General features: G+C 61.8%; 21 protein-coding genes and 2 pseudogenes. 13 read left to right on the forward strand and 10 right to left on the reverse strand.

Annotated elements, in window-relative coordinates; all coding sequences use genetic code 11:
- Window positions 1–62: 62 nt before the first annotated feature.
- From BUE09_RS00660 to ptsP, 3 genes are read right to left on the reverse strand one after another with little or no spacing between them, the layout of a single operon-like run.
- Window positions 63–1802 (reverse strand): PTS fructose-like transporter subunit IIB, encoded by a 1740-nt coding sequence (locus tag BUE09_RS00660; protein ID WP_073298804.1) that lies wholly within the window; start codon window positions 1800–1802, stop codon window positions 63–65.
- 20 nt (window positions 1803–1822) lie between these two features.
- The gene (gene pfkB / locus BUE09_RS00665; protein WP_073298805.1) at window positions 1823–2761 is read right to left on the reverse strand and encodes a 1-phosphofructokinase; all 939 of its coding nucleotides are present in this window, start codon (window positions 2759–2761) and stop codon (window positions 1823–1825) included.
- Window positions 2761–5640: a phosphoenolpyruvate--protein phosphotransferase gene (gene ptsP / locus BUE09_RS00670; RefSeq protein WP_073298806.1), complete on the reverse strand. Its 2880-nt coding sequence runs from the start codon at window positions 5638–5640 to the stop codon at window positions 2761–2763. The genes pfkB and ptsP overlap by 1 nt, the downstream gene beginning before the upstream one ends.
- A 256-nt stretch (window positions 5641–5896) precedes the next feature.
- Here ptsP and cra point away from each other — a divergent pair, with 256 nt between their 5' ends.
- The 6 genes from cra to BUE09_RS00700 all read left to right on the forward strand — a co-directional run bounded on the left by cra (window position 5897) and on the right by BUE09_RS00700 (window position 9986).
- Window positions 5897–6886: a catabolite repressor/activator gene (gene cra / locus BUE09_RS00675; RefSeq protein WP_073298807.1), complete on the forward strand. Its 990-nt coding sequence runs from the start codon at window positions 5897–5899 to the stop codon at window positions 6884–6886.
- A 289-nt stretch (window positions 6887–7175) separates the two neighbouring features.
- Complete coding sequence (locus tag BUE09_RS00680) at window positions 7176–7481, forward strand: nucleotide pyrophosphohydrolase (RefSeq protein ID WP_073298808.1); 306 nt, start codon at window positions 7176–7178, stop codon at window positions 7479–7481.
- Complete coding sequence (locus tag BUE09_RS00685) at window positions 7478–8227, forward strand: methyltransferase domain-containing protein (RefSeq protein ID WP_073298809.1); 750 nt, start codon at window positions 7478–7480, stop codon at window positions 8225–8227. The genes BUE09_RS00680 and BUE09_RS00685 overlap by 4 nt, the downstream gene beginning before the upstream one ends.
- Before the next feature lie 18 nt (window positions 8228–8245).
- The gene (locus BUE09_RS00690; RefSeq protein ID WP_073298810.1) at window positions 8246–8875 is read left to right on the forward strand and encodes a DUF4136 domain-containing protein; all 630 of its coding nucleotides are present in this window, start codon (window positions 8246–8248) and stop codon (window positions 8873–8875) included.
- Between the two features lie 30 nt (window positions 8876–8905).
- Window positions 8906–9466, forward strand: coding sequence for a DUF4136 domain-containing protein (locus BUE09_RS00695; RefSeq protein ID WP_073298811.1), 561 nt, complete (start codon window positions 8906–8908; stop codon window positions 9464–9466).
- Window positions 9467–9536: 70 nt separating this feature from the next.
- The gene (locus tag BUE09_RS00700) at window positions 9537–9986 is read left to right on the forward strand and encodes a DMT family transporter (RefSeq protein WP_073298812.1); all 450 of its coding nucleotides are present in this window, start codon (window positions 9537–9539) and stop codon (window positions 9984–9986) included.
- Window positions 9987–10006: 20 nt separating this feature from the next.
- On the opposite strand, the gene BUE09_RS00705 is transcribed toward BUE09_RS00700, so the two are convergent.
- Entirely contained in the window at window positions 10007–10942 is a 936-nt protein-coding gene (locus BUE09_RS00705; RefSeq protein ID WP_073298813.1) for an SdiA-regulated domain-containing protein, read from the reverse strand.
- Between the two features lie 208 nt (window positions 10943–11150).
- Here BUE09_RS00705 and BUE09_RS00710 point away from each other — a divergent pair, with 208 nt between their 5' ends.
- From BUE09_RS00710 to BUE09_RS00725, 4 genes are all read left to right on the forward strand, one after another.
- Entirely contained in the window at window positions 11151–11444 is a 294-nt protein-coding gene (locus BUE09_RS00710; RefSeq protein WP_073298814.1) for a hypothetical protein, read from the forward strand.
- Window positions 11445–11560: 116 nt separating this feature from the next.
- A complete protein-coding gene (locus BUE09_RS00715; RefSeq protein ID WP_073298815.1) occupies window positions 11561–12943 on the forward strand; it encodes an MATE family efflux transporter in 1383 nt (460 codons plus the stop codon).
- Between the two features lie 18 nt (window positions 12944–12961).
- Complete coding sequence (locus BUE09_RS00720; protein WP_073298816.1) at window positions 12962–13420, forward strand: DUF2214 family protein; 459 nt, start codon at window positions 12962–12964, stop codon at window positions 13418–13420.
- Between the two features lie 168 nt (window positions 13421–13588).
- Window positions 13589–14695 carry a catalase family protein gene (locus BUE09_RS00725; RefSeq protein ID WP_073298817.1) on the forward strand — a complete coding sequence of 369 codons (1107 nt, stop codon included), beginning with the start codon at window positions 13589–13591 and terminating at the stop codon, window positions 14693–14695.
- Between the two features lie 55 nt (window positions 14696–14750).
- On the opposite strand, the gene BUE09_RS00730 is transcribed toward BUE09_RS00725, so the two are convergent.
- Entirely contained in the window at window positions 14751–16163 is a 1413-nt protein-coding gene (locus tag BUE09_RS00730; protein ID WP_073298818.1) for an alanine/glycine:cation symporter family protein, read from the reverse strand.
- Between the two features lie 228 nt (window positions 16164–16391).
- On the opposite strand from BUE09_RS00730, the gene BUE09_RS00735 reads away from it, so the two are divergent.
- The 3 genes and pseudogenes from BUE09_RS00735 to BUE09_RS00745 all read left to right on the forward strand — a co-directional run bounded on the left by BUE09_RS00735 (window position 16392) and on the right by BUE09_RS00745 (window position 20373).
- A complete protein-coding gene (locus BUE09_RS00735) occupies window positions 16392–17213 on the forward strand; it encodes an NYN domain-containing protein (protein WP_073298819.1) in 822 nt (273 codons plus the stop codon).
- Window positions 17214–17316: 103 nt separating this feature from the next.
- A pseudogene (locus BUE09_RS00740) lies at window positions 17317–17685 on the forward strand (hypothetical protein); the annotation flags it as partial.
- Window positions 17686–18234: 549 nt separating this feature from the next.
- Window positions 18235–20373 (forward strand): TonB-dependent siderophore receptor, encoded by a 2139-nt coding sequence (locus BUE09_RS00745; RefSeq protein WP_073298821.1) that lies wholly within the window; start codon window positions 18235–18237, stop codon window positions 20371–20373.
- A 417-nt stretch (window positions 20374–20790) separates the two neighbouring features.
- Here the strand turns inward: BUE09_RS00745 and BUE09_RS20545 are convergent.
- The 5 genes and pseudogenes from BUE09_RS20545 to BUE09_RS00765 all read right to left on the reverse strand — a co-directional run.
- A pseudogene (locus BUE09_RS20545) lies at window positions 20791–21055 on the reverse strand (IS3 family transposase); the annotation flags it as partial.
- A gap of 65 nt (window positions 21056–21120) precedes the next feature.
- On the reverse strand, window positions 21121–21939 hold the full coding sequence (locus BUE09_RS00750; RefSeq protein ID WP_073298822.1) for a glycosyltransferase family 32 protein: 819 nt from the start codon (window positions 21937–21939) through the stop codon (window positions 21121–21123).
- Window positions 21940–22018: 79 nt separating this feature from the next.
- Complete coding sequence (locus tag BUE09_RS00755) at window positions 22019–23290, reverse strand: glycosyltransferase family 4 protein (RefSeq protein ID WP_073298823.1); 1272 nt, start codon at window positions 23288–23290, stop codon at window positions 22019–22021.
- A 59-nt stretch (window positions 23291–23349) separates the two neighbouring features.
- A complete protein-coding gene (locus BUE09_RS00760) occupies window positions 23350–24483 on the reverse strand; it encodes a hypothetical protein (RefSeq protein WP_073298824.1) in 1134 nt (377 codons plus the stop codon).
- 267 nt (window positions 24484–24750) lie between these two features.
- Window positions 24751–25929 carry a cellulase family glycosylhydrolase gene (locus BUE09_RS00765; protein WP_073298825.1) on the reverse strand — a complete coding sequence of 393 codons (1179 nt, stop codon included), beginning with the start codon at window positions 25927–25929 and terminating at the stop codon, window positions 24751–24753.
- Between the last annotated feature and the right edge of the window lie 326 nt (window positions 25930–26255).

Genomic DNA, 26255 nt, shown 5'->3' on the forward strand with positions numbered 1-26255 from the left:
TTTCGGCTGGCTTGTAGTGGATGCGGCGCGAGGGCCTTAGTTCAGCGTTTCCAGTCCGATGGTCAGGCCGTGGCGCCAACAGCGAGGGGTTGCGCCTCAGGCCGCTTGATCACGGCATAGATCACCCCCGTCACCAAGCTGCCGGCGAGAATCGCGACGAGATACAGCAGCGCATGGTTGATGGCGTTCGGGATCAGCAGCACGAACAGACCGCCATGGGGCGCCAGCAGCTTTGCGCCGAAGGCCATGGACAGCGCGCCGGTCAGCGCACCACCGGCGATGCTGGCTGGAATCACCCGCAACGGGTCTTTCGCAGCGAACGGAATCGCGCCTTCGGAAATGAAGCAGCAGCCCAGCACCAGCGCGGCCTTGCCGGCTTCGCGCTCGGTCTGCGCGAACTTGCGCCGGGCGATCAGCGTGGCGATGCCCATGCCGATTGGCGGCACCATCCCAGCCGCCATGGTGGCAGCCATCGGTGCGTAGCTCTGAGACGCGAGCAGCCCGACGGAGAAGGCATAAGCGGCCTTGTTCACTGGTCCGCCGAGGTCGACGCACATCATGCTGCCAAGCAGCAGCCCGAGCAGGATGGCGTTGGCGGTGCCCATGGTGTCGAGGAATTCGGTCAGCCCGGCGAGCATCTTCGCCACCGGCGTGCCGACCACGTAAATCATCACCAGGCCGGTGAACAGACTGGCCAGCAACGGAATGATCAGGATCGGCTTGAGCGATTCGACGCTGGCCGGCAAGGGAATCCAGCGATTGACGGCCTTGGCCGCGTAACCGGCGACGAAGCCGGCGATGATGCCGCCGATAAAGCCTGCCCCCAGGGTGCCGGCCAGCAAGCCGCCGATCATGCCGGGCGCCAGCCCCGGGCGATCCGCGATGGAATAGGCGATGTATCCCGCCAGCAGCGGCACCATCAACTGGAAGGCCGTTTCGCCACCGATCTTCATCAGCGCGGCGGCCAGCGTGCCCTCCTCCTTGAACGCCTCGATGCCGAATACGAACGACAGCGCGATCAGCAAACCGCCCGCCACCACCATCGGCAGCATGTAGGACACGCCGGTCAGCAGGTGCTTGTAGACACCGGTCTTTTCGCCCTTCTGTTCGCCGCCGCCGGTATTGGCTGTGGCGCCTCCGGCTAGCACAGCGCCTTCTTCCAGCGCGCGATCCAGCGTCGCGTCGGGTTGTTTGAGGGCCACGCCGGTGCCGCAGCGAAACACGCGTTTGCCGGCAAAGCGGGCGACATCCACTTCGATATCGGCGGCCAGCAGCACCACGTCGGCCGCGGCGATGGCGTCCGCTTCCAGCACGTTGCGCGCACCCACCGAACCGCGGGTTTCCACCTGCAGGTCGTAACCCTTGCGGATCGCGGCCTGCTGCAGGGCTTCAGCCGCCATGAAGGTGTGCGCCACGCCGGTCGGGCAAGCGGTGATGGCGACAAGTTTGGGCTTGCCACTGGTATGCGCAGCATCCGCTCCGTCGTCCTGCTGCAGCTCGCTTGCCGTGTCAGCCGCGCTGCGCAGGAAGGCTTCCGGATCGAGCAGCGCCTCGGATGGCGTTGATTGCGCGACGCGTTTGCCAACGAAGCGCTGCAATGACAACGGCCCGGTTTTCACCACGACCACCAGATCGGCATTGGCGATCTGTGCGGGCGTCAGCGGCGAGCCGATGGCCTTGGGATCGTGGACTTCCACGGCGGTCGACCAGCCCAGACGATGGGCGGCCGCTTCGAGCAGGCGTGACGTCAGCACGCTGGTGACCATTCCGTTGGGGCAGGCCGTAACGATGAGAAGATTCATTCCTTCACCTCTTGTTCGATTTATTGGCTCAGCGGTTGGAGCCGGACCCTGGCCTCCAGGTCCGCAAGTCCATCCGTGTCGGTGATGCCAAAGCCGACCTGCCCAACCGCCTGCGCGGCAATGGCGGTGGCGTGTGTAAGGGTGCGTTCGGCCGGCCAGCCTTCCAGCAGACCGTGAAGCACGCCGGCGAGCAGTGAGTCGCCCGCACCAACGGTGCTGACGACCTGAACCTTTGGCGGATTGGCATGCAGCGTGGCGCCTGGCGAGAACCAGCTGACGCCATTGGCGCCCTGCGAAATAACCACGTGTTCGATGCCTTCGGCTTGTAGTCGCCGTGCTTCGGCAGTCAGCGCTGCCGACTCGGTGAGTTCGATGCCACGGGCCTCGGCCAGCTCTTCCTCGTTGGGTTTGATCAACCAGGGCGTGGCGGCCAGCCCGTCACGCAACGCGGCACCACTGGTGTCCAGAGCCACCCGCACGCCGAGACTCTTGAGCGTCTGCAAGAGCTGGACGAACCACTGCCTATCGATGCCACGAGGCAAGCTGCCGGCGACGACCACGAGGTCATGAGCGGGCGCCAGCCGCAGGAGCTGTGTCAGCAACTCCGTGCAGTGCGCCTCGCTCACCTTCACCCCCGGGCCGTTGATGTCGGTGACCTGCCCGTCCGCTTCGGCCAGTTTGATATTGCTGCGGGTATCGCCCGGAACGCGGACGAATTCGTCGGCTAATCCACGCGCGGCGAACAACTGCTCGAAAGCCAGAGGATTGCCCTCGCCGAGAAAGCCAGTGACGGTCAGCTGATGGCCGAGGTCGGCCAGCACCTGCGAGACGTTGAGCCCCTTTCCGGCGGCATGCACCTGCAGGCTTTCGCTGCGATTTACTTCGCCGAGGCGCAGCGCGGGCAGCTGTACGGTCAGGTCCAGGGCCGGGTTGAGGGTGACCGTCAGCACGCGAGCCATCAGCAGTGCTCCCCGACGAAGGCGCGGACTTCATGGGCGCCGGGCAGCATCAGGGCTTGCTGGGCCAGCCTCTGGCAGGCCGCGAAATCCAGCTCGCGAACGCGCGCCTTCACCAAGGCGATGCTGCGCGCCGAAACGCTCAGTTCGTCCACGCCCAGGCCCACCAGCATCGGTACCGCCAATGCATCAGCGGCCAGCTCGCCACAAACGCCGACCCACTTGCCGTGGGCATGGGCGGCCTCGACCGTCATACCGATCAGCCGCAGCACCGCTGGGTGCAGCCCATCGGCCTGCCCTGAAAGCGTCGGATGCCCGCGGTCGATGGCGAGGGTGTACTGCGTCAGGTCATTGGTGCCGATGCTGAAGAAGTCGACTTCCTGCGCCAGCACCGGCGCGATCAGCGCGGCGGACGGGATCTCGATCATGATGCCGACCTGCAGGTCGGCCACCGGCAGCTCAACGCGCAGGCGGTCGACCATGGCTTTGGCGGTGCGCCACTCGTCGATGTTGCCGACCATGGGGAACATGATCCGCAGCGGGCGGCCATCGGCCGAGGCGAGCAAGGCGCGCAACTGGGTTTCGAGGATGTCCGGACGCTGCAGGCTTAGGCGAATCCCGCGCACGCCAAGAAAGGGGTTTTCCTCGGCTGGCATCGGCCAGTACGGCAGCGGCTTGTCCCCGCCGACATCCAGCGTACGTACCACCAATGGACGCCCTTGGAGGGCTTCCAGCACGCGGCGGTACTCGGCTTCCTGAGTCGCCTGATCCGGCGCCTGGGAATGGTTCATGAACACCAGTTCGGTACGCAGCAGGCCAATGCCTTCGGCGCCCATCGCCACCGCTTCCGGGGTTTCGCCAGCAGCGCCGATGTTGGCAGCGATCTCTACCGGATGGCCGTCACGGGTGATGGCCGGCTCCAGGCGACGCTCATTTGCCAGGCGCTTGCGCTCCTCGCGGGTGGCGCGCTCGTTCCGGGCCTGCTCCAGCTGCGCATCGGTCGGGGCGACCAGCAGTTCACCGCGCTCGCCGTCGAGCAGCAACAGTGTGTTTGGGGCCAGCCCAAGCACACCCGGCCCGGCACCGACGATGGCCGGAATGCCCAGCGCGCGGGCGATGATGGCGCTGTGGGAGGTCGCACCGCCGCCAGCGGTAAGAATGCCTGCGACCCGCTGGGCGTTTAGCGTGGCGACGTCCGAAGGCGCGACTTCGTCCATCACCAGAATGTAAGGCTCGTCCGGCGCCTGCTCGGCTTCAACGCCCGTCAGGCAGGCCAGCACACGGCGGCCAACATCACGCAGGTCGGCGGCACGCTCGGCCAATAATTTGTCGTGCAAAGCTTCCTGCTGTTGCGCCGCAGTTTCGATTTCCTCCATCCAGGCTGCTTCGGCGCTCAGCCCTTTTTGCAGACGCGCCTGGACTTCCTCTCGCAGCGCCGGGTCGCGCAGCATGGCCTGATGGGTGGTGAAGATGTCGCGGATGCTGGCGACCTGACTCGCTTCGATCAGCTTGCCGATTTCTGCATGGACCTTGTTCAGAGCCGCATCCAGACGTTGCAGTTCGATCGCCGGCGACTCGCCCCGCTTGGGGTAGTCGATCACCTGTGGTTTACGCACCAGCACTGGGCCGATGGCAATGCCCGGCGAGGCAGCAATGCCATTCAGCTGGTCGCCGGCACGCAAGGCGGCATGCTCGATGGCCGATTCATCAGGTTGCATGGCGATGACCGGTTGCTCCATCTCACCCGCAGCCGGCAAGGGCTCGACGTCCTCGCCCAGCCCGTCTTCCACGGCGCGCACCAGCGCCGGCAACGCATCGTCGGCAATGGAAGGTTCGGCCATGAATTCCAGCATCTGACCGCGATGCGCACCCACGGCCAGCAATTTGCTCAAGCTCTTGGCCGATACCCCGGCGCTCTCACTGCCAGCCAGCCGCACACGGACTTCTCCATCGAAGGCCTGAGCGATTTCGGTCAGCACCTTGGCCGGACGCGCATGCAAGCCATGGGCATTCGCCAGCGGCACCTGGACACTCGGCCAGTCTGCAGCCACTTCTCCGCCCAGGGCTTCGAGCACTGTGCGACTGGAAGTCGCCTGGCTCAGCTCCTGGCCGCGCCCTTCGATCAACAGGTTGCACAGGCGCTCAAGCATCGCCCGATGCGCTTCGCCCAGGCTGGCCAGCACGAAGAGACCATTGAGGGGCTGGCCCTGGTGTTCGAGGCTGGATGTTGGCGTGATGAATGCCAGTCCCGGCCGCTGCACCGACTGCTCACTGCTCAACCACCAGAGCCCGTCACCCAGCGGCAGCGCCTGGCTCAGCGGCAAGCTGGCGTTGAAGCCCGGTTCCACGCACTGCGCGCGCTTGAGCAGCTTCACACCCTGCCAGGCCAATTCGTCGAAATCATCGGCGGCGACACCCAGGCCAACCAGTTCGCCATCCAGCGCCAACGCCTGCGGCGCGCCCTGCAGCAGATCGATGATGGCTTCCGGGCTTTCGGCTTTCTGCAGCGCACCGCTCAGATCGCCCTCGCCCAATGCTCGGGTCAGCAGCTGCAACAGCCGCAGGTGCTCATCCGACCGCGCCGCAATACCGATCGCCAGATACACCAACTGGCCGTTGCCCCAGTCGACGCCGGCCGGAAAGTGCAGCAGGCGCACGCCGGTGGTGAACACCTGATCGCGGGTTTCCGGCGTGCCATGGGGAATCGCGATGCCCTGCCCGAGAAAGGTCGAACCCTGCGCTTCGCGCGCACGCAGGCCGTCGAGATAACCGGGCGCTACCAGCCCGTCGGCCACCAGTACCTCGCTGAGCAGGGCGAGGGCCGCGGGCTTGTCCGCCGCGTGCTGACGCATGTGGATGTGCTGGGCATTCAACTCAAGCATGGAGAACTCCTTGCGGGCTCGCGATTGTTTTTATACCGGCGGCGTGCGAACGACAGCGCGCCGGCATGACCCGAATCCTGGGCTGGCGCTTATGACCGGACAGCTGCTGAAACGTTTCACCAACCCTTGGCACATTACGCAAATTTGGGTGACTCTAGAAGCCCGAGTTCAAACCACCCGTCTCGGGGATCCACTTGCCTCTCCGTAGAACGTGTTCCGCCGTCACTGCAAACCGGAACAGACCAAGGATTTCTCGTTGAAACTGACCGACCTCGCCCGCCTCGCCAATGTTTCGGTAACCACCGCCAGCTATGTGCTCAACGGCAAGGCTGCGCAACGGCGAATCAGCCCAGCCACGGTCGAGCGCGTCATGGCCGTCGCCGAACAGAAGGGTTTTCAGCTTGATCAACAAGCGGCCGGGCTACGCCGCGGGCAGTCGCGGACCCTTGGCTTCATCGTTCCGGACCTGGAAAACCCGAGCTACGCCCGCCTGGCCAAATTGCTGGAACAGCGCGCCCGCTTGCGCGGCTATCAGTTGCTGATCGCAGGTTCCGACGACGAGCCGGACACCGAGCGGCAGGTCATTCAGGTCCTGCGCTCGCGCCGTTGCGATGCGCTGATCGTTGCCAGCTGCCTGCCGGCTGATGATCAGAGCTATCGCAAGCTTCAAGCGAGCGGCACCCCGGTGATTGCCCTCGACCGGGCTATGGATGCCGAGCACTTCTGTTCAGTGGTCAGCGATGACCGCGAGGCAGCGGCGCAGCTGACCCGCTCGCTGGACATTCCTGCCGACGCGCATATCGCGCTGATCAGCGCGCGGCCGGCCCTTCGCATCAGCCAGCAGCGTGAGGAAGGTTTTAACCGGACTTTAACCGGGCACAGGGGCCAGGTCAGCGTGCTGCAGGCCGAGCAGTTCAGCCGCGCCTGTGGCCGCGAACAGCTGCTCGCCCTGCTGGACCGTGGCCCGCTGCCCGATGCCTTGATCACCACCGCGTACGTGTTGCTGGAAGGCGTCTTCGATGCACTGCGCGAACGCGATCTGCTGTGGCCAGAGCAGCTGCGGCTGGCGACCTTTGGTGACGCGCAGCTGTTGGATTTCCTTCCGATCCGGGTCAACGCAATTTCCCAGCAGCACGAGCACATCGCCGAGCGAACCCTGGAACAGGCCATTCGTGCGATCGAGCAAGGCGATTACCGTCCCGGGGTGATCGCCATCGAGCGTGAGCTGAAGAATCGCCGGCTCTGATCAATCTGCCCCTTGCGGCCGTTGTTTGGCTGAAGGAAGCTTGCGGCCTATCTAGCGACCGGACCCGCGAGGAAGCTCACCAGGCGCGACCTGCGCGAGTTGCAGCGATTTTTGTAGGAGCCAGCTTGCTGGCGAACAAAGCTGTCACGCCAGCCAAGTGCAGCCGTAACTTGAAGAAGCCGATCGCGAGCAAGCTCGCTCCTACGAGACCCTGCCGCGCCGGACGCGAACGTGCCCTGTTGCCACCTGCTTCCGGCCCACGCCCAAAACAACGAGCCCGTTTTTCCACATGAACATCGAACAGATCACCCAACGCCTGCATGCCATCCGCGACCAGAACGACTGGCAGCGCTTTCACAGCCCCAAGAATCTCGCCATGGCCGCCAGCGTGGAAATGGCCGAGCTGGTGGAAATCTTCCAGTGGCAGACCGAAGACGAGTCGCGCCAGCTCTCAGCCGACAAACTTGAGCACGCCGGTCAGGAAGTCGGCGACATCCTTATGTACCTGCTGCTGATGTGCAGCGAGCTTGGCATCGACATGGAACAGGCGCTGCAGGCCAAGCTTGCCGACAACGAACGGCGGTTCGCGCAATGACCGACCGCCATTTCGATGAGTTGGCGACGCGCTTCGCCGAGAAGATCTACGGCGGCGCCAAGGGCGCAATCCGCCTTGCGGTGCTGCAGGCCGATCTAGCCGAAGTTCTGCCGCAACGCCCACTGCGGGTGCTGGATATCGGCGCCGGCCTCGGTCATATGAGCCTGTGGCTGGCTCAGCAGGGCCATCAGGTCACGCTGGCCGAACCCGCCGAGCCGATGCTGGAAGGAGCACGCAAACAGTTTGCCGGAGCCGGTCAGAGCGCCACATTTATACAAGCGCCCTGGCAGGAGATCGAAAGTCAGATCGAAGGCCGTTTCGATCTGGTCATCTGCCACGCCGTACTGGAGTGGCTCGCCGAGCCCCAGGCGATCCTGCCGGTACTGCATCGCCTGGTCGCCGACGATGGCCGGCTGTCACTGGCCTTCTACAATCGCGACGCGCTGATCTACCGCAACTTGCTCAAAGGCCATTTCAAGAAGCTGCGTAGCCAGACCTATGCGGGCGAGCGTCAGAGCCTGACGCCGCAACAGCCACTCGACCCGCGTGAGCTGGCCGCGCAACTCGCACCGCACTGGCAGGTCGAATCAACCAGTGGCGTGCGCGTATTCCATGACTACATGCCCGCCGATTTCCAGGCCCGTACCGAGCCTGCCGATTTGATCGAGATGGAACTGGCCTACCGCCGCCATCCCAGCTTCGCCGGCCTCGGGCGTTACCTGCACTGGTTGTGTCGGCCGCTCTGAGCCGACCGGGAGGCCCCGATGTCGATCAGCCCTGCACTACCCTTGCTCTGTTCGCTGGCCGGATTGAGCCTCGCGGCGTGCCAAAGCAGCAACCCGTACACCAGCGACTCGGCGCCGATCCCGCCAGCCCCACCTATCGAACGTATCCAGTCGCCGACTTACCCGGCAGTACCGCAGGATTTTTCCAGCTACCAGAACTGGAGCTGGCGCAATCCACCGGCTGGCACAGCTTCGCTGGGCACCGAGGAGCTGCAGGACATGATCTCCGGCGCGCTCGATCAACGCGGCCTGCGTCCGGCACCGACTGGCGCCAAGGGCGATGTGCAGATCAGCGCCAGCGCACAGATGGAGACCCGCGTGCGGCAGGTCTACGATGACTATGGTTCCCGAGTAGGCGTCGGTGCCGGCCGCTATGGCGGCTACGGCCCGGGCTACAACACCGGTTACGGCATTGGCGGCAGCGCCCCGGTAGTGCGTAACTACGAAGAGGAGGTGGTCACGGTGCGCATCGAGATGATCGACAGCGCTTCGGGCCAGACCGTCTGGAGCAATCGCGCCGAAGCCCGCAGTGGCGCTAGCCAGGCCGAGCGCAAGGACGCCGCGCGAGACGCGGTAAACCGTGCGCTTGCCGATTATCCGCCGCGCTGAGATCGCGTACTTGAGGCAAGGAGAACCGAAATGTTCCGTTCACTGCTGATGCTACCCCTGTTGTTGATACTGGCTGCCTGTCAGAGCACCCAGGTACAACGCGACTTCGATCCGGAGCGCGATTTTTCCGCCTATCGGACCTGGAGCTGGAAGGAACCGGCCCTGCAGTACCGCCCCGATGATCCGCGCATCAAAAGCGACCTGACCGAGCAACGCATTCGCAGTGCCGTCAGCGAGCAGCTCGACCAGCGCGGCCTGCGCCAGGCTCAGTCAGGCGCACAACCGGATCTGTTGGTTCAGACCTGGTTTCTTGTCGATGAGCGCAGCCAGCAATACACCACCTCATCGATCGGCGCTTGGGGCGGCCCGTGGCACGGATTCTGGGGCGGGCCGACGATCACCGACACCCGCACCATCCACTATCAGGTCGGCACCTTACAACTCGACATGTATGACGCTGACGACGGCAAACTGGTCTGGCGCGGCAGTGCCGAACAGGTTCTGCGCGACGATCCGGGCAGCCCTCAAGAGCGGGCCGGGATGTTTCGTGAAACCGTCAACAAGGTTCTCTCGCAATACCCGCCGCGCTAGCATTGTCGGCCCGCAACCCTTTCAGCCCGCCGCTCTGGCGGGCTTTTAGTTACTTTCTGGAGACATTTGCATGCCCGTCATAGCCTGGTGGCTGCTCGTTCTGCCCTTGATTGCCGGAGCATTCCTGCCCTTACAGGCCGGCATCAATGGGCAAGTGGCCAAGCACTTCGGCAGCGTCATGGGCGCGGCAATGCTCTCCTTTGCAGTGGGCACCGTGGCGTTGATCTGTGTCGTCCTGTTCCAGCGAGACATGCCGGGCATCCAGGCGCTGCGGGGCCTCAGTTGGTATCACTGGTGCGCCGGCCTGCTGGGGATGTTCTTCATTGCCACGGCGGCCTTCGCCGGCCCGCGTATCGGCGCACTGCTATTCATGGCGCTGGTATTGGCCGGGCAGCTGGGCATGGCGCTGCTGCTCGATCACTTCGGCTGGGCGGGTTTTCGTCAGTCGTCGATCAGCCTTGGAAAGATTGCCGGACTGCTGCTGATCTTCGGCGGCGTGTGGATGATCCGCCGCGGCTGATGGCGACGGATCGAGAGCAGCTACTCGCGCTCGAAGGCGTAGAACAAGTTGGGCTCGCTGACCAGATACAGATCGCCACGGTCGTCAAAGGCCATGCCTTCAGCCTGAGGCACACTTTTGTCGAGACCGGCGAAGCCGCTCCACAATGAGCGGAAGCTGACCAGCTCACCCTCACCGTCGAGCTCGAGTATCATTTTCGCCTCGTCACTCAGCAGCACCAGATGACCGGTGCGCTCATCGTAATGCACCGATGCCAGATCGCTGGCCATGTCCTTGTCTTCAATCCAGGCTTCGCGGTCGATGATGTTCAGGTTCAACTGCCCATTGAGGCTGGCCTTGATGCCCTGAATCTCGAAGAGCTTGCGCGGCGAGTGCTCCTTGACCACGAACAGCCGATCACCGGCGCGGTCGTAGCCAACCCCTTCGAAACCGGCATTATCCGCATCACCCAGCCCCAGCGTGACCGACGCATAATCCTCGCGCTGAAGCGCACCGGGTTTATCAGGCACAGGGAAGATTACCAGCGACTGGCTGCGCTCTTCGGTCACGGCCAGCAGGTTGTCACCCAGGTAGGTAATGCCCTCGACATCGCTGAAGCCCTTCAGGGGATAGCGTGCGAGGAAGTTGCCGTCCCGATCCAGCGCAACCAGCTGCTCGGGGTTGTTCACCACGGCCCAAAGATGGTTACGCTGCTCATCGAATGTCAGCCCGGAAAGATTGTTGGACACCGTTGCCACCGGCATCGCATCGACCCGCACCTTGTACTCCGGCAGCCACAGGCTACGCGCCTCCCAACGGTTTTCGTGCCAGGCCGATTGCAGGGAATAGAACACCCGCTCATCCAGATGAAGTGTGGCGGCGGCATACAACAAGCCGGCAGCCAGCATGCCCAGCGCCCAGATTCGGGGGCGCATCCCCGACAGCCACTGCGGCCGCGGATCGGTAACAATCGGCATCGTCTTTTCTCGTTTATTCGCTGACTGACAGACTGCTCGGGAAGGATTGCAATTGCATGACGACGCGCGACGGCATCATTTAGCCCAGTACAGACCCACTGCCGGAACGCGGGTTCAATCCGACATGGGAACTGCCGGACGGATTGATAGCCCAATGCCCCAGAAACGGCTGCGCTTGTAGCCTAGGACAGTCCGGCAGGAGTGCAACATGCAGGTGGAAAGCTTTTTCGAATGGTTGGGCCAAGCGCTCGGTACTGTGATTCGTTACATCGTCGATGCGCTCAGCGGCTTTTTCGGGCTGTTCGCCGATGCCGGCGCCAACTTTATTGAGGGTCTGTCGCGGACCCTCGGCATGGACCGTTCACTGATCAGCCTGATTGCACTGGCCATCGGCCTGATGTTGCTGGTCGGCGCGTTTCGCGCGTTCTTCCGCCGCTCGATCATCGCTGGGGTGATCTATCTGTTCCTCGGGCTCTGGCTGCTGAGCTGGCTGATCCACTGAGCCATTCGTAGCGCCCTACTCCTCCGACAACCCGGCCGAGCATGGCACCAGCGCCATCGCTCGGCTGCGCTCCGGACCATCGCGACGTATCATGTCCGGCTGTTCTGGAGCCCTTCATGTCACGGTTATTGACCGCCTGGCAGCACGCCCCCACCCATAAACGGGTCTGGGCGCTGGCTGCGCCGATGATTCTGTCCAACCTGTCCGTGCCGCTGGTGGCGCTGTTTGATAGCGCAGTGATCGGCCATCTACCCCATGCGCACCAGCTGGCATCGGTCGCCGTCGGCGGCAGCCTCTATACCCTGCTGGTATGGGTCATGGGCTTTCTACGCATGGGCACCACCGGCTTCGCCGCTCAGGCCGCCGGGCGCGAGGATGGCGGTGCGCTGCGCCAGGTGTTGCTGCAAGGGTTACTGCTGGCGCTGGGATTCGCTCTGCTGTTGAGCGTCACGGCGCAACCACTCAAGGGCTTTGCGTTGCAACTGATGCAACCTTCAGCCGAACTGGACAGCCTCACGCAAGCGTACTTCCACACACGTCTGTTCGGCCTCCCCGCCGCATTGGCCAGCCTGGCGCTGATCGGCTGGTTCCTCGGCACCCAGAACGCCCGAGCCCCGCTGGCCATTCTGCTGACCACCAATCTAATCAACGTCGCCCTGGACCTGTGGTTCGTCATCGGCCTGGAATGCGGCGTCGTCGGAGCCGCACGCGCCTCGGTAATCGCCGAATGGAGCGGCGTGCTGGTCGGCTTGGCACTGACTCGCGGCGCGCTGCTTCGCTATCCGGGCCGGTTGAACGGCCAGGCCATGCGCCGTTGGGCCAGCTGGAAACCACTGATGTCGGTCAATCGCGATATCTTCCTGCGCTCGCTGGCGCTGCAACTGGTGTTCTTTTTAGTGACCGTACAAGGCACACGCCTCGGCGATGCGACGGTCGCCGCCAACGCGCTGCTGCTCAACGGCCTGATGCTCACCGCCCATGCACTGGACGGCCTGGCCCATGCAGTGGAAGCGCTGAGCGGGCATGCCATTGGCGCGCAGAACCGCACCGAGTTGCGCCGGATCCTCACCGTCGCCGGCGGCTGGTCCTTACTGGCGAGCCTGGCGTTCGGGCTATTTTTCCTGCTCGGTGGCGAGCTGTTCATCAGCCTGCAGACCGACATCCCGTCGGTGCGCGAAACCGCCCTCACTTATTTGCCGTACCTCTCCGCGCTGCCCCTGGTCGCGGTCTGGAGTTATTTGCTCGATGGCCTGTTCATCGGCGCCACCCGCGCGCGGGAAATGCGAAACGCCATGCTGCTTGCCGTGTTGATTTCGCTACCATTGGGCTGGCTGTTGCGCGGGATGGGCAATCATGGATTGTGGTTGGCCTTTCTCGCCTTCATGCTCCTGCGGGGCCTGTGCCTGGGGAGCATCGCCAGACGCCTGCAACGCCAAGGGCAATGGTTCGCTTCGACCCATGCGGCGGCAGCTGTCACCACCGCACCGCAACAACCCTAACCAAAGGACCTTTAGAAAATGGCCTATGCCGTCGCCGCCTACCTGCACTTCGTGGCGATCTTCCTGCTGTTCTCCCTGCTGGTGCTCGAGCACCAGCTGTTCCGCCTGCCGCTGAATTTCAAGCGCGCCCGCAGCCTGTTTCGCGTTGATCTGGCCTTTGGCATTGCCGCCGGGTTCGTCCTGGTGACCGGCGCCGCGCGGGCGATGCGTTATGGCAAGGGGCTGGACTACTACCTCAACAACAGCTTCTTTCATGCCAAGGTCGGCTTGTTCGTCGCGGTTGCGCTGCTGTCGATCTACCCCACTGTGACCTTTCTCAAATGGCGTCCGGCGTTGAAGGCCGGCCAGGTCCCGTCAATCACGCCTTCGGCAGCGCGCTGGGTGAAAACGGTGATCCGCATCGAGCTGCTCGCGCTGTTGCTGATCCCGCTGCTGGCAACGTTTATGGCGCGCGGTCTTGGCGTAATTCCACAGTAGACCGGCCCAATCCCGGGCCTGGGCAAACCAAGCCTGTGAACTGATCCTGCGCCAACGCTATTCGCAACGGTTGCCTCGCTCTTCGAAAACGATCTCGGACCTCGACTGTCGACTGCAGACCGCGGCGCAGCAGTCCATAAGTCCGCATCATCAGACGGAGCCGAGCCGATGACCGATCGCCTGACCGTAACGCCCCTACCCTTCGATCCCGCTTTCGAGCAGGTGCCAGACGACGAAGCCGAAACCATCTCCGGCCTGATCCAGGCGATGCGCGACATCGCCGAGACAACCTTTGCTGACGGCGGCCATGCCATTCGCAGCGTGCATGCCAAGAGCCACGGCCTGCTACAGGGCGAAATCGAGGTCCTGCCTGACCTTCCGCCGCAACTGGCCCAAGGTGCTTTTGCAAAGCCAGGGAAGATGCCGGTGGTGATGCGTTATTCGACCAATCCGGGCGACATCCTCGATGACAAGGTTTCCACTCCGCGCGGGCTGGCGATCAAGCTCATCGGCGTTGAAGGCGAACGCCTGCCGAATGCGGACGACCAGGTCACCCAGGATTTCGTCATGGTCAACGCGCCGGCGTTCATGGCGCCGACGCCCAAGGACTTTCTCAAGTCGGTGAAGTTGATCGCCAAGACTACCGACCGAGCGCCTCGCGCCAAGCAAGCACTGTCTGCCGCGCTGCGCGGTGCCGAGAGTCTGGTGGAAAAGGCCGGCGGCGAAAGCGCGACGCTCAAAGGCATGGGCGGCCATCCCACCACCAACCTGCTCGGGGAGACCTATTACAGCGTGGTTCCGCTGCTCTATGGCCGCTACTTCGCCAAGCTCTCGGTGGTGCCCGTCTCGCCGGAATTGACGGCGCTGACCGATCAGAACGTCGACCTCAAGGACAAGCCGAACGGGTTGCGCGAGGCGATCAACGACCATTTCGCCCAGAACGGCGGTACCTGGGAGTTACGTGTGCAGCTGGCTACCGACATCGAGAAGATGCCTATCGAGGACGCCAGCGTCGTCTGGCCGGAAGATGCCAGCCCTTACGTCACGGTGGCGCGGATCGAGGTGCAGCCGCAATCGGCCTGGAGCGAAGCCCGCGCAGCGGTGGTGGATGACCAGATGTCCTTCAGCCCGTGGCACGGTCTCGCGGCCCATCGTCCACTCGGCGGCGTCATGCGCTCGCGCAAACCGGCCTATGAGATGTCATCCGAGTTCCGCGCCCGTCACAACGGCTGCCCGATGCATGAGCCAAAAACACTGGACCGGCTACCAAGCTGACCCACCGAGCCGTAACGCGCCGACGCCCCGGCATGACTGCCGGGGCGTTTTCACATCAGCGCCAGATATTGTTGTTGATCTTGGCTTTCAGTTCCGGGTAGTCCGCGGCCTTGAACGTCGGCACCTCGCCAGCTTTGATCTGCGCCATATAGTCCTTGGTCAGCTTCACCACCGTGCCGGAGAGCAGCGTAATTGCGATCAGGTTGATCGTTGCCATCAGCCCCATGGACGCGTCCGCCGCGTTGAATACGGTCGTGACCGCCTCGTAAGCGCCCCATATCACCATTCCCAATGCCGCCAGGCGCAGCAGAGTCAGCCCGAGCTTGTTACCGGCGCCCAGGAAGATCAGCGCGTTCTCCGCATAGGCGTAGTTGGCGACAATCGAGGTAAAGGCGAAAAACAGAATGGCGATGGCGATGAAGTAGGTCCCTGCCACGCCGATGTGGCTTTCCATTGCCTGCTGGGTGAGCTGCGTGCCGGTCACCCCCGAACCGGGTTCCAGGACGCCCGACAGAAGAATCATCACCGCGGTCGCGGTGCAGATGACGATGGTGTCGATGAATACGCCCATCGCCTGCACCAGTCCTTGAGAGGATGGATGATGCGGCGCAGGCGTCGCGGTCGCCGCCACGTTGGGCGCCGAGCCCATGCCGGCTTCGTTGGAGAACAAGCCGCGCTTGATGCCATTGAGCATCGCCGCGGTCACCGAGCCGGCGACTCCACCGGCGGCTTCTTCGAGGCCAAAGGCGCTACGGACGATGCTCATCAGCACGCCAGGCACCTCGGTGATGTTCATCACCAGCACGATCAGCGCCATCAATACGTACAGGCCCGCCATCAACGGCACCACCAGTTCGGCGAAACGCGCGATGGAACGCAGCCCACCGAAGATCACCAGCCCGGCGAGGATGGCGATGGCGATGCCAACCCAGAGTTTCGGGACACCAAACGCGCCCTCCATGGCGTCGGCAATGGAATTGGCCTGCACCGCATTGAACACCAACCCGAACGAGATGATCAGCGCCACTGAAAACACGCCGCCAGCCCATGGCGCCTTCAAACCCTTGGCAATGTAGAACGCCGGACCGCCCCGGTACTGCCCCTCCCCGTCGCGCACCTTGTACAGCTGCGCGAGTGAGCTTTCTGCATAGGCCGTGGCCATGCCCACCAGCGCGACAACCCACATCCAGAAGATCGCGCCGGCACCGCCCAGGTAAAGCGCAACGGCTACCCCGGCCAGGTTACCGGTGCCAACCCGCGACGCGAGGCTGGTACACAACGCCTGGAACGGTGAAATACCTGACGCATCGCTTTGCCGCGCGCCTCTGATCGCCCGAACCATTTCGCCAAAATGCAGAAACTGCAGGAAGCCCAGGCGGATGGTGAAGAACACACCGACCGCAAGCAGCCCATAGATAAGGATGTAGCCCCAGAAGATGTTGTTGAGAAAGTCGACGATGGGAGTCATGAAGGCGCCTTTTCGTGAGAAACGTAAGGGGTACGGCTAACTCTAGTCGCTACGCTGGGTAGTACCAGCCAGAGCGCGTCGAGCAGCCTGGACGCAAGGTCGGAACCGACTCGGCCACGAGGGTTCAATCGGAACGGCAAAGCCTGTTATCGCAACCGCTGCAGCGCCACCCTGGTTCCAAGTTGCAACTGGCGCTATGGTCGGCACCTATCCATCCAGGGACGAACCATGGCCGCGAAGCCCAGCAACACCCGTCAGCAGATCCATCTCGCTGTACTCATCGACGCCGATAATGCCCCCGCCGCCATCGTCGAAGGCTTGTTCGAGGAAATTGCCAAATACGGCGTCGCCAGCGTCAAGCGCATCTACGGCGACTGGACCAAGCCTAACCTCGGCAGCTGGAAGAAGGTGCTGTTGGACTATTCGATTCAGCCGATTCAGCAGTTCGCCTATACCTCCGGCAAGAACGCCACCGACAGCTCGTTGATCATCGACGCGATGGACCTGCTCTACACGCGCCGCTTCGACGGCTTCTGCCTGGTCTCGAGCGACAGCGATTTCACCCGTCTGGCCGCACGCATCCGTGAAGAAGGCCTGACCGTCTACGGCTTTGGCGAACAGAAAACACCCTCGCCCTTTGTTTCAGCCTGCGACAAGTTCATCTACACCGAAATCCTTCGCGCCGACGCACCCAAGACCTCACAGGAGCCCCCAAGCAACGGGGACAAGACGCCCGCGCCGGAGCCTGCAGAAAAGTCCGACGAGGCCAAAACCAGCGAGAAAGGCGTCAAAGCGCAAAAGGCTCCGGTGGAGTTCATCGCCAAGGTGCTTAGCGACATTGCCGATGACGAGGATGACTGGGTGCAGCTCGGTGAGCTTGGCTCCAACATCAGCAAGCTCCGCCCTGCCTTCGATCCGCGGCTGTATGGCTTCAAGAAACTCAGCGACCTGATCAAATCCCATTCCAAACGCTTCGAGCTGGAGGCCAGAGGCACCACCTCCACCGGCGGGAAAGCGCTTTATGCGCGCAATCTGAAGCCACAGAAGTAGCGCTCAACCGCTGTTGCGAAGCAAGGGTCAAGCAAATCGGAGAGCAGACCGAACCCTCACCCCTCGAACCCTTCTAAGCAGTCATCGACTCAAGGAGGTTTCCATGACCAAGGCACTGCTCACGACCCTAGGCTTAGCCCTTTGCGCACCTGTTGCGCTTGCCCAGACACCCAAGCCCGACGTGATTACACACCTGAACGGCCTGGATATCGAGGTCAGCGCCATGGGCGTGCCGACCTCGACTACCGAGGCGGGTGGCGAGCTGGTCGGCATACGCGCGGTGAAGGTAATGAACAATACCGGTGACACCGTGACCTGCGAATTCCACGTGTCCGAGGATGCACGTGCCGACACCTCCGCCCCGCCCGTCTTCACCGTAAGCCCCAACACTCAGCGGGTAGAGCGGGTGCCAGGCGAGTACTCGCCTGACCAGCCGTTTGCCGAGCTGACCTGCCGCGGCGCCTCGCAAAGCATCGGAGCGCCAACAGTCGTACCGTCCAGCGAGCCTGAAGCCGAGCCCACTGACGAGACCCAACCCCATACCGAATCCTCGACGATGCCCGACTCTGAAACGCCAGCCGACTCGACGCGGTCCCGCGGGGGCGAGAGCCGGGATCGCTGATCCGAGTAGGCCGTTGCGATGCGCCTAGCAGGAGTGGCGCATCCTCACGGCAATCAATGGGCGACGGCGACGCCTCGATAACAGAAAGTCTGTCCACCGAGCGTTTGTAACCCGCCTCTCCCAGGCTCAAAAAGAGCCTCACTCGAGCGCAACGACGCTCCCTGAGTTCCGGCTGCTCGTCTAATGCGCGCAGCATGCCGCCCTGCCTGCGCCCCTAATTGTCCGCCTCGACAAAACCTGCCCAGCACCATCGCCGCGCTGAGCGGCGCCGCAATGGCTGTCGATAACGGCAAAACCAGCACGACTAACGACACACTCGAACGACTCAATTGATAATAATTATCAACATCTATAGCATCTGCGCCCCTCCGCTCGAAGCCTTCAAAAGGAACTGCCGCAATGCGTCGACTTCTCGTGTCTGTGCTCTCGCTACAGGCACTCGCTTCCACCGCTTACGCTGCCGAACAACCGGAATCAAACAACGAGCCCATCGCGCTTGAGCAGATGGAAGTCACCACCACTGGGGCCGAGCGCGGCGACGGTCCGGTGGACGGCTATCGAGCAACCCGCTCGGTCAGCGCGACGCGCACCGACACGCCGATACACGAAATTCCGCAGTCGATCAGCGTAGTGCCGGGACAGGTCGTGGAAGACATTGGCGCCACGCGTCTGGAAGATGCACTGGACTACGCCGGCGGCGTCGAGCGCGGCAACAACTTCGGCGGCCAGGGCCTGACCGAATTCCTGGTACGCGGCTTCAGCTCCCAGGAGTTCTACCGCAACGGTTTCGCCATCAACCGCGGCTACCCCAACATGCCGGACACCGCCACTATCGAGCGAATCGAGGTCCTGCGCGGCCCGGCTTCGATGCTGTATGGGCGGGGCGACCCCGGCGGCACCTTCAACATTGTCAGCAAGCAACCGCAGGCCGAGCGCCGCACGGTGCTGGGCACTCAGTTCAATACCGAGGGGCTGCGCCGCGGCACGCTGGACACCACCGGCGCACTGGACGAGCAGGCCGAATTCACCTATCGCTTCAACGTTGTGGCTGAAGGCGCTGACAGCTTTCGCGATCATGTCGAAAGCGAACGCTACAACCTTGCCCCGGTGCTGCGCTGGGACCTCAGCGACGCCACCGCGATCATTCTGGAAGGTGACTACCTGCACAACCGTCACCCGCTCGACCGCGGTGTGACGCGCTACGGCGGCCAGCAAGGCCAGTTGCCGCGTGAGCGCTTTCTCGGTGAGGAAAGCGCTGGCAAGTTCACCAATGAAAACGCCATGACCCAGCTGCGAATCGAGCACCTGCTGGATGACCAATGGACCCTGCGCGGCGGCACGCAATACCTCGACGGCAGCCTGGACGGTGGCGCCGTGGAGAACAATGGCCTGGCCGCTGACGGCCGCACCGTGGGGCGCAATTACAGCGAACGACGGCTGGAATGGAACGATACCGCCGTTCAGGCCAACCTCGAAGGCCGGTTCAGCGCTCTGGGCTTCATGCATACGCTGCTGACCGGCATCGAGTACGACGACTTTAACTACAACTCCCGAATCGACCGTTCCGCGGGTGGCGTGGGCGACTTCCCAATCGACATCTACGAGCCGGTCTATGGCCAGCCACTCCCGGTGATTGTCGGCCCCAACTACTGGGACGACGAAGACCTGAAGTCCTATGCCTTCTATATGCAGGATCAGGTCGAACTGACCGACCGTTTCACCCTGCAGCTGGGCGCGCGCCTGGAACGCTTCGAGCAGAACTACATCAACAAGCTTTCGGCTGCTGGCAGCTGGGAGCAGGCGCATAACGCCGTGTCGCCGCGCATTGGCGCAATCTTCGACCTGACCGAAGCGTTGGCCGTTTACGCCAACGCCTCCCGCTCGTTCAAGCCCAACCGTGGCGCCGACCGCAGCAGCCAGGCGTTCGACCCGGAAGAAGGCGTCGCCTACGAGACCGGCATCAAGTACGACCTGCCCGAACACAATCTGAGCGTGACCGCCGCACTGTTCCACATCACCAAGGAGAACGTGCTGACGGCTGATCCGGCAAACGTTGGCTCCCAGGCCTTCCAGGTGGCTGCAGGCGAGATCCGCAGCCGCGGCTTCGACCTCAGCGTCGCCGGCAACATCACGCCGCAATGGCGCGTGATCGGCGGCTACGCCTACGTTGACGCGGAAGTCACCGAGAGCAACAGCGCCGCCGTGCCGGTGGGCAGCCGCCTGGCCAACGTACCGGAGCACAGCTTCAACCTGCTCGACACCTACGAGTTCGACAACGGCGCTCTGGATGGGCTGGGCCTTGGGGTTGGCGTGAAGTACGTCAGTTCACGCAAGGGCAGCACTTCGAACACTGCCTACGACATGGGCGCCTACACCGTGGTCGATCTGCTGGCCTACTACCCGCTCACCAACCGCATTCGCCTCAACCTCAACCTCGACAACGTGTTCGACGAGGAATACGAAGAGCGCGCCTGGAACATCTGGGCCTACCCGGGCGCCCTGCGCACCCTGCAGGCCGGCATTTCCATCGAGCTGTAACCACGCCTCGCCCAGATATCGGGACGTGGTTCAAGCACGTCCCGAGAGGGCCGCGTCACGACACATTGAACCGCCGGGAAATTCCGAAAGCTCTTTGGCGTGAGTCATGCAGCTTGGGCGGACTCGGTCAGTTGCTGATAGGAGTTCACTTCGTCTGATGCCGGCGGAACGTTCCCGGTGGGCTCTAATCGTCCTCAGGGATTAGACCAGTCCAACCATTTCGGCGTTGCTAGCTCCACGGCCTCCCGCTCTGCGACGCATGGCGATGGCTCACCTCGACCTTTTGAAGCCATAGATGGTTTCGACCAGCACTGTCACAGGAATCGACACGCTACCTACTGAGAGCCCAACGCCAGCCTCAGCAGGCGCTGGGCGTAGCTAAACAACGCGCACTGACGCCGCGGCCATTGATGGATCACGCTGCCGGATCTCGTTGGCCTGGCGCCGCTCACGTATTTCTCGCTCCAGGGTCTCCGCTCGCGTTCGCTGCTGGTCTGGCGTTCACGCTTACCGCTATCACGCTCGACGCACTCAGCTGCGCAACGTTTCGGCAGTAAGAACCGATCTTGGCAGAAATAGACCAGATCGCTTCACGCTCCGACTCATGGTGGTCTTGATGCTCCAGTACTGGTCGAACCGCTCGCTCATGGACTTCTTGGGAATGCTTCGTCGTTGTGTTCATGGCCCTACCCTGCCAAGAGTCAGAGCCTCTGGGAAAGCAGGGCGGTTCAGCTTCCTTGGATGTGATCAGCACACTTTAAAAGGTTGCCGGGACGTGCCTTTGCGCAGGAGCGCCAGTCTCAGGTCGAAGCCAAGCGGCAGCATCATTGCCAAGCTTTCGTTGTAGGTGAGGGGCAAGCTGCGATTGGCCTTTTTGCGGTCCTTGAAAACGCACAGCGTATAGCCGGACATGTTTAGAACATTGCGTCGCGCATAGCCGTCCAGCCACGAACCGTTGAAATGGTGAATGGTGAAGTTTTTTTTGTGCGGCGCAGGCGTGCAAAAGTAATGAACCGGATAGATAAACGAGCAACTATCTAACGCGGTTGGCTCATCGGTCTTATAGGGCTTTTTCAGGCCGAACCTGCGCGCGTAATACAGCGTCATGCGTTTGGTATTGGCCGTAAGGTCGAGATTGCCGTTGCGATCCACTAGACTCAGCGACGCATACTCGGCTAGCAGATCACCAATAATTGCGTTATTAGGAACCGCGCCGATGAACGCCGACATCGGATACCGGTTGCCCTGATACTCCTCGAAGCCAGCAACAAAGTCATGTTCGCGGAACGGCTCTATATCGGCTGTGACTTCTAGATCGGAGTCGAAGTAAAAGCCGCCATAGCGGTGCAGTGCGTACAACCTCATGTAGTCCGATGCGAACGCCCACTTGCGGTGTTCCAGCGCCTGACGGACATAGGGAATGTCGATTCCGTCGATTTGCGAGTTGCCCCATTCCTTGAATTCGTAGTCCGGCAGATATTTTTTCCAGCTCTCGATGCAGCGCAGAAGCAGCTCATTCTTTGGCGCATCGCCGATCCAGACGTAATGAATGATCTTTGGAATCATATTCGCCTCCTTCATGCATTAGATAGATCGCCCGCGCCCGTAGCGCGAGCAGAAATACGAGGAAACCTGAGGCGTTCGCTCAAGCTTGATCTGAGGCGAGATGGCTTTTCGCAGACTTGCCGCGCGCATCCAGCAGCGTACGGAACAATTCTCCCTTCTGCTCCCACAGGCAATGCTTCTGAATATTCTCCAGTCCCGCCTGTGCGTATGCTTTGAGCAATTGCGGCGCATCCATCAGCTCAAGTATGGCGCGTGCAAACTCTCTGACCGCCTCGTTATAGGAGTGCGCATCGATCAACCGTCCGCCCCCGTTTTGCAGGATTTCTCGGGGGCCCTGGTGATTGAGCGCTATAGCTGGCAGGCCGCTGGCCAGCGATTCGAGCAGCACGTTACCGGAGGTATCCTGAACGCTGGTGAAGACGAAAAGGTCAGCGCCCTCGTAGAGCGGCTGGACCTCGGCGAAAGGCAGCGCGCCGAGCAACTCGACTTTGCCGGCCAACCCTAGCGCAGCTACTTCCACCTGAGTCTTCTGCGCATCCGGCCCAGTACCGAGTACCTTGATCCGCAATCGCTCGTAAGCCTGAGGCTGATCTGCCTTGATCTGTGCGATGGCGTCGAGCAACAGCTTGAGAGCCTTGCGGGGCTCCAGCCGACCGACCCAGAGCAACGTGAAACTTTCCTTCAACTCCTGAGCCGCAGGGCTAGCGGTTACGCCGCTCACCGCTGTTTCAAGCGTCTTGATGCATTTGCGGTGCGCGAAGCGAGGCAGCATCTCGAGGGTGTCCTGGTTGGCCACCAGGATTGACGATGAGCAGTACGATGCTAGGCAGATATACGGGTTGAACCGCAACGTGCGTTTCATCAGCGTGCGCCAGCGCTGCTTGATCCAACCCCGCCCATAGAGCGGTTTCGCCCAGGCAGGTGGTATCTGACCACCACCCACTGGCCCCCAGATGAACCGCGTTCCAGGTACCAGCCATAGCAACCCAGGCATATCCACCACGTTGTACGTGCACTGTTGTATCACCGCGAGCGAACGATGACGCAGCTGGTAGACCAGCACGACAAACAATGCGGCTACTTGCCAGAACACGTAGTACGGCTTCATCAGGCTGTGGTGGTGAGCCATACCGGCACAGCCGGGCAAATCGAAAGCAACGATATCCAGACGCGCGCGGCTGGTCGGTTCGAGCGCCTCGCGCACTGGCCGCTCATGCATCCGGCGAGTGAGTAGCACGACATTTCCGTCGGAGACAGTCAGGATCTGTTTGAGCCAGTTCCAACCTACGTAGGGCTCTGAACCCATGGACGGGTCGCAGGCAAACGCGGAAATCAAAACGCAATCTTTCATGGGCACTTCCTGTACTGACATGCGGATGAGAATTCAGCGGGTGAGCGTTAGGAGAGTTGTCAGCCTGGCGACTTCGCAACATCAGCAGTGCGCGAACGAACCCGCACCACTGCGGCATTGGGCGCGCGCTGGTGCCGCAAGATCCTGCGCGGTATCAGAAGCATAAGTCCGATAATGAAAGCGGCGAAGGCATGCGATAGACGCGTTGAGTCCAGATACGCATTCACCGATAGCGAGAACAGGGTGACGAACAACAGGGCGTAGACGTAATGGTTGGTCGTCTTGTCTAGCCAGATGACGCGCAGGAACACAACGGCAAACAGTGCGTAAACGAAGATCCCAAAGCGAAAGAACACGTCGAACAACGAGTTGTGATTAGACACCTGATGCGCGAGAAATCGTGTATCGAGCAGCGGATGCCAGAAGGCATATTCGAAGCTCACGTCGCGATAGGGGCCGCCAAATCCGATCCCATGCAGGAAGTCGGCAACACCAATCATCGAGCTGGCGCCCTTGAGCATTTCCAGGCGGATCTCCGCGTTGTCATCGACATCCGCCATGCTGGTAGACAGATCCAGGCCCATCAGAAAGAAACCCGCCACTGGCGTTAGCAAGATCACACTCAAGACAATCGCCTTGAGCGCCGGCTTCGGCGGTTTCAGGAGACAGCAGCCGGCAACCAGCAGAGCGATACCCAAAGGCGTTGTGCGGGTCGAGATGAGAAACATCAGCACCAGATAAGCCAGCAGCATCGCCAACATCAAGCCGCGCTGGCGCGCCTGGAGCGCCAGGCGAATCAGCATGAAGGCTTCCAATACGCCAACTTCGTAGGTGTAGCCGACCTTGACCTGAACAACGAGGTAAACAACGCACAGAAGCAGATAGTGGAACAGCGGCAGATTAGTGATGAAGTTCAGCAGATCATCGCGACAGACGTAGAAGAACCGCAGGCTGAACAGAAACACAAAGTAGGACGAAATCTGCGGCGCGATGAAGCTGCGCTCATAGCCATTTACCGTCAGCCAGGAATAGGCCGTGATACCGAGCAGACCGATCAGCAGCCAGTCAACCAGCGACAAACGCCTGTTGATAACCACGGAAAGCAACAAAAGTAGCAGAGAGATCCGCAACGCGATCACGGAGTCAATGAACCCGATCGGGCACAGTGCTACCAGGTAGCCGAGCTTCTTCATCGTTGAGCGCTCTCAGTCGTGCATCAATGCACCGACATCCGTTTCCGGATGTGCCGTCCAGGTTTTTCCCGGCTGGTCCGTAACCAGATGGCATTCAGGCAAAGCCAGTGCCAGGGTGCTCGTAGCTTCGGAGCAGCTACGGGCAAAAGCTTGTCCGTGCCATACGCAGCTTGGTCCTGCCTAGCTGCGCTTCGTTCCGTCGCAATAGCGATATTTCAACGCATTCCGCCGCTGCATCGGAAAGCACACCAACAGCCACCGGCGCCCCTAAAACAGCGCCTCGACGAGTTCGGGAATAAGGTGCTCGCCGTGCTCACCCACTGAGGTTTGCTGGAACAGGTTGAAGTCGCCAAACGCCTGATGTACGACCCAACCGGCGAAATTGTTTGCCTCAGTCTGCACGCGGATCTTGTGCATGAAGTAGGCGCGTGAAGAGACATCCGGCAGTGCGGGGGTTCCGTTGTAGTTGAACTCGGAAACAACGCCGAATTCCCCGGCGATGATCCGCCTGGGATTGATCCCGCTCGAATCAACCCAACGTTGCAACTCTGTCCAGTCCTCCCAGCGCGCTCCATCGTTCCACCACAGGTGATCGATGATGCGCCCGTAACGGCTGATTTCTTCGACCTTGCGCTCGGGCGTCAGCGTTGTATCCGCTTCTATGCGCGCGCTGACGTCCGCCAGCATCTGCATCTTGCCGCCAGCGTAGCGGGTAATCGGCATTGGAACGTTGTACAGGTGCGGCTGGCTGCCGGTGCCCTGATGAGTGAACTCGCCCGGTGCGTAAGGATGGAAAGCGAACATGGTGTTGGCATCGTAGTGGCTCAGGTTGAAGTACCCGAGCGCGCCATGCCAGCCGGCTTCCGGTTGTAGAATGATGGTCAGGTTCGGTGCCTTGGAGCGGCAGGCCGAATACCAACCCGGCGCAACTGAGGTGTAATAGCTCGGTGCCAGCTGTTCGCCCGGAGGCTCGTTAAGCATCTCCAGCGCAACCTGCTCTTCCGAAAATGATCCGTGAAGGGCGCCGCACAGGGTACCGAGAGCCCTCTCAAAGCGCGCACCTGTCGTCGGCTCGTTAATCACTGCAATGCGCTGCTCCCAGGTAGAAGCCCAGGAAACCTGTACCCGGAAACCGGTTTCTGCCGCGCGACTGATATAGCCGGTCCAGCGCGAAAGGCTGGCCTCCATACTGACCGGCGGGGCCAGGAATTCTTCCAGCGAGATCCAGATCCTCAGCGTGTTGAACCCAGCCTGCTCCAGGGCGTCCAGCCGTGCCTGAGTCAGGCCATAGGCGGGCGCTTCCCAGTTGCTAATCGGCGGACTGACTCCGATTCCCTTGATAGGCCCGCTACGGGTAAATGCAGGTTCACTGGTGTCCGCAACGGCGACCGGTACGTTTATGAGCAGCGAGACCAGGGCGTATGCATATTCTCGGAAAGCCAACATGGTTCGGTTTCTAAGGCGCATTAATAAGAAGTTGGAAACCGTGCTGATGAAACGAAACTCTGAACGTGCTGGCGCATCACCAATCGTCGGAAATTAAGTGATATTCAAGTGCCATCTTTCGATGACGTCCGAACACATGATTTTTATCTGAAATCTCTAAACACACCGTTAGGCTTAATTCTTACGGAATATCAAAACAGTGGCGCATGGTCTAAAGCTGTTACCAGGCTGGTGGTCAAGGGAATTTGCGGATATTCCTAACAGACTTAAATGCAACTATTCTCAAGCCCGCAAACGACCAAAGCCAAACCCGCACAGGGTTTCTT

The sequence above is a fragment of the Stutzerimonas xanthomarina DSM 18231 genome (assembly GCF_900129835.1).
Taxonomy (GTDB): domain Bacteria; phylum Pseudomonadota; class Gammaproteobacteria; order Pseudomonadales; family Pseudomonadaceae; genus Stutzerimonas; species Stutzerimonas xanthomarina.

Bases quoted from the DNA above. Each gene is read 5' to 3' on its own strand.
- BUE09_RS00750 (WP_073298822.1), bottom strand. From the start codon at position 21,939: ATGATTCCAAAGATCATTCATTACGTCTGGATCGGCGATGCGCCAAAG.
- BUE09_RS00715 (WP_073298815.1), top strand. From the start codon at position 11,561: ATGTCACGGTTATTGACCGCCTGGCAGCACGCCCCCACCCATAAACGG.
- BUE09_RS00710 (WP_073298814.1), top strand. From the start codon at position 11,151: ATGCAGGTGGAAAGCTTTTTCGAATGGTTGGGCCAAGCGCTCGGTACT.
- ptsP (WP_073298806.1), bottom strand. From the start codon at position 5,640: ATGCTTGAGTTGAATGCCCAGCACATCCACATGCGTCAGCACGCGGCG.
- pfkB (WP_073298805.1), bottom strand. From the start codon at position 2,761: ATGGCTCGCGTGCTGACGGTCACCCTCAACCCGGCCCTGGACCTGACC.
- BUE09_RS00735 (WP_073298819.1), top strand. From the start codon at position 16,392: ATGGCCGCGAAGCCCAGCAACACCCGTCAGCAGATCCATCTCGCTGTA.
- BUE09_RS00705 (WP_073298813.1), bottom strand. From the start codon at position 10,942: ATGCCGATTGTTACCGATCCGCGGCCGCAGTGGCTGTCGGGGATGCGC.
- BUE09_RS00700 (WP_073298812.1), top strand. From the start codon at position 9,537: ATGCCCGTCATAGCCTGGTGGCTGCTCGTTCTGCCCTTGATTGCCGGA.
- BUE09_RS00695 (WP_073298811.1), top strand. From the start codon at position 8,906: ATGTTCCGTTCACTGCTGATGCTACCCCTGTTGTTGATACTGGCTGCC.
- BUE09_RS00680 (WP_073298808.1), top strand. From the start codon at position 7,176: ATGAACATCGAACAGATCACCCAACGCCTGCATGCCATCCGCGACCAG.
- BUE09_RS00660 (WP_073298804.1), bottom strand. From the start codon at position 1,802: ATGAATCTTCTCATCGTTACGGCCTGCCCCAACGGAATGGTCACCAGC.
- BUE09_RS00760 (WP_073298824.1), bottom strand. From the start codon at position 24,483: ATGAAGAAGCTCGGCTACCTGGTAGCACTGTGCCCGATCGGGTTCATT.
- BUE09_RS00765 (WP_073298825.1), bottom strand. From the start codon at position 25,929: ATGTTGGCTTTCCGAGAATATGCATACGCCCTGGTCTCGCTGCTCATA.
- BUE09_RS00720 (WP_073298816.1), top strand. From the start codon at position 12,962: ATGGCCTATGCCGTCGCCGCCTACCTGCACTTCGTGGCGATCTTCCTG.
- BUE09_RS00745 (WP_073298821.1), top strand. From the start codon at position 18,235: ATGCGTCGACTTCTCGTGTCTGTGCTCTCGCTACAGGCACTCGCTTCC.
- BUE09_RS00755 (WP_073298823.1), bottom strand. From the start codon at position 23,290: ATGAAAGATTGCGTTTTGATTTCCGCGTTTGCCTGCGACCCGTCCATG.
- BUE09_RS00685 (WP_073298809.1), top strand. From the start codon at position 7,478: ATGACCGACCGCCATTTCGATGAGTTGGCGACGCGCTTCGCCGAGAAG.
- BUE09_RS00730 (WP_073298818.1), bottom strand. From the start codon at position 16,163: ATGACTCCCATCGTCGACTTTCTCAACAACATCTTCTGGGGCTACATC.
- BUE09_RS00725 (WP_073298817.1), top strand. From the start codon at position 13,589: ATGACCGATCGCCTGACCGTAACGCCCCTACCCTTCGATCCCGCTTTC.
- BUE09_RS00690 (WP_073298810.1), top strand. From the start codon at position 8,246: ATGTCGATCAGCCCTGCACTACCCTTGCTCTGTTCGCTGGCCGGATTG.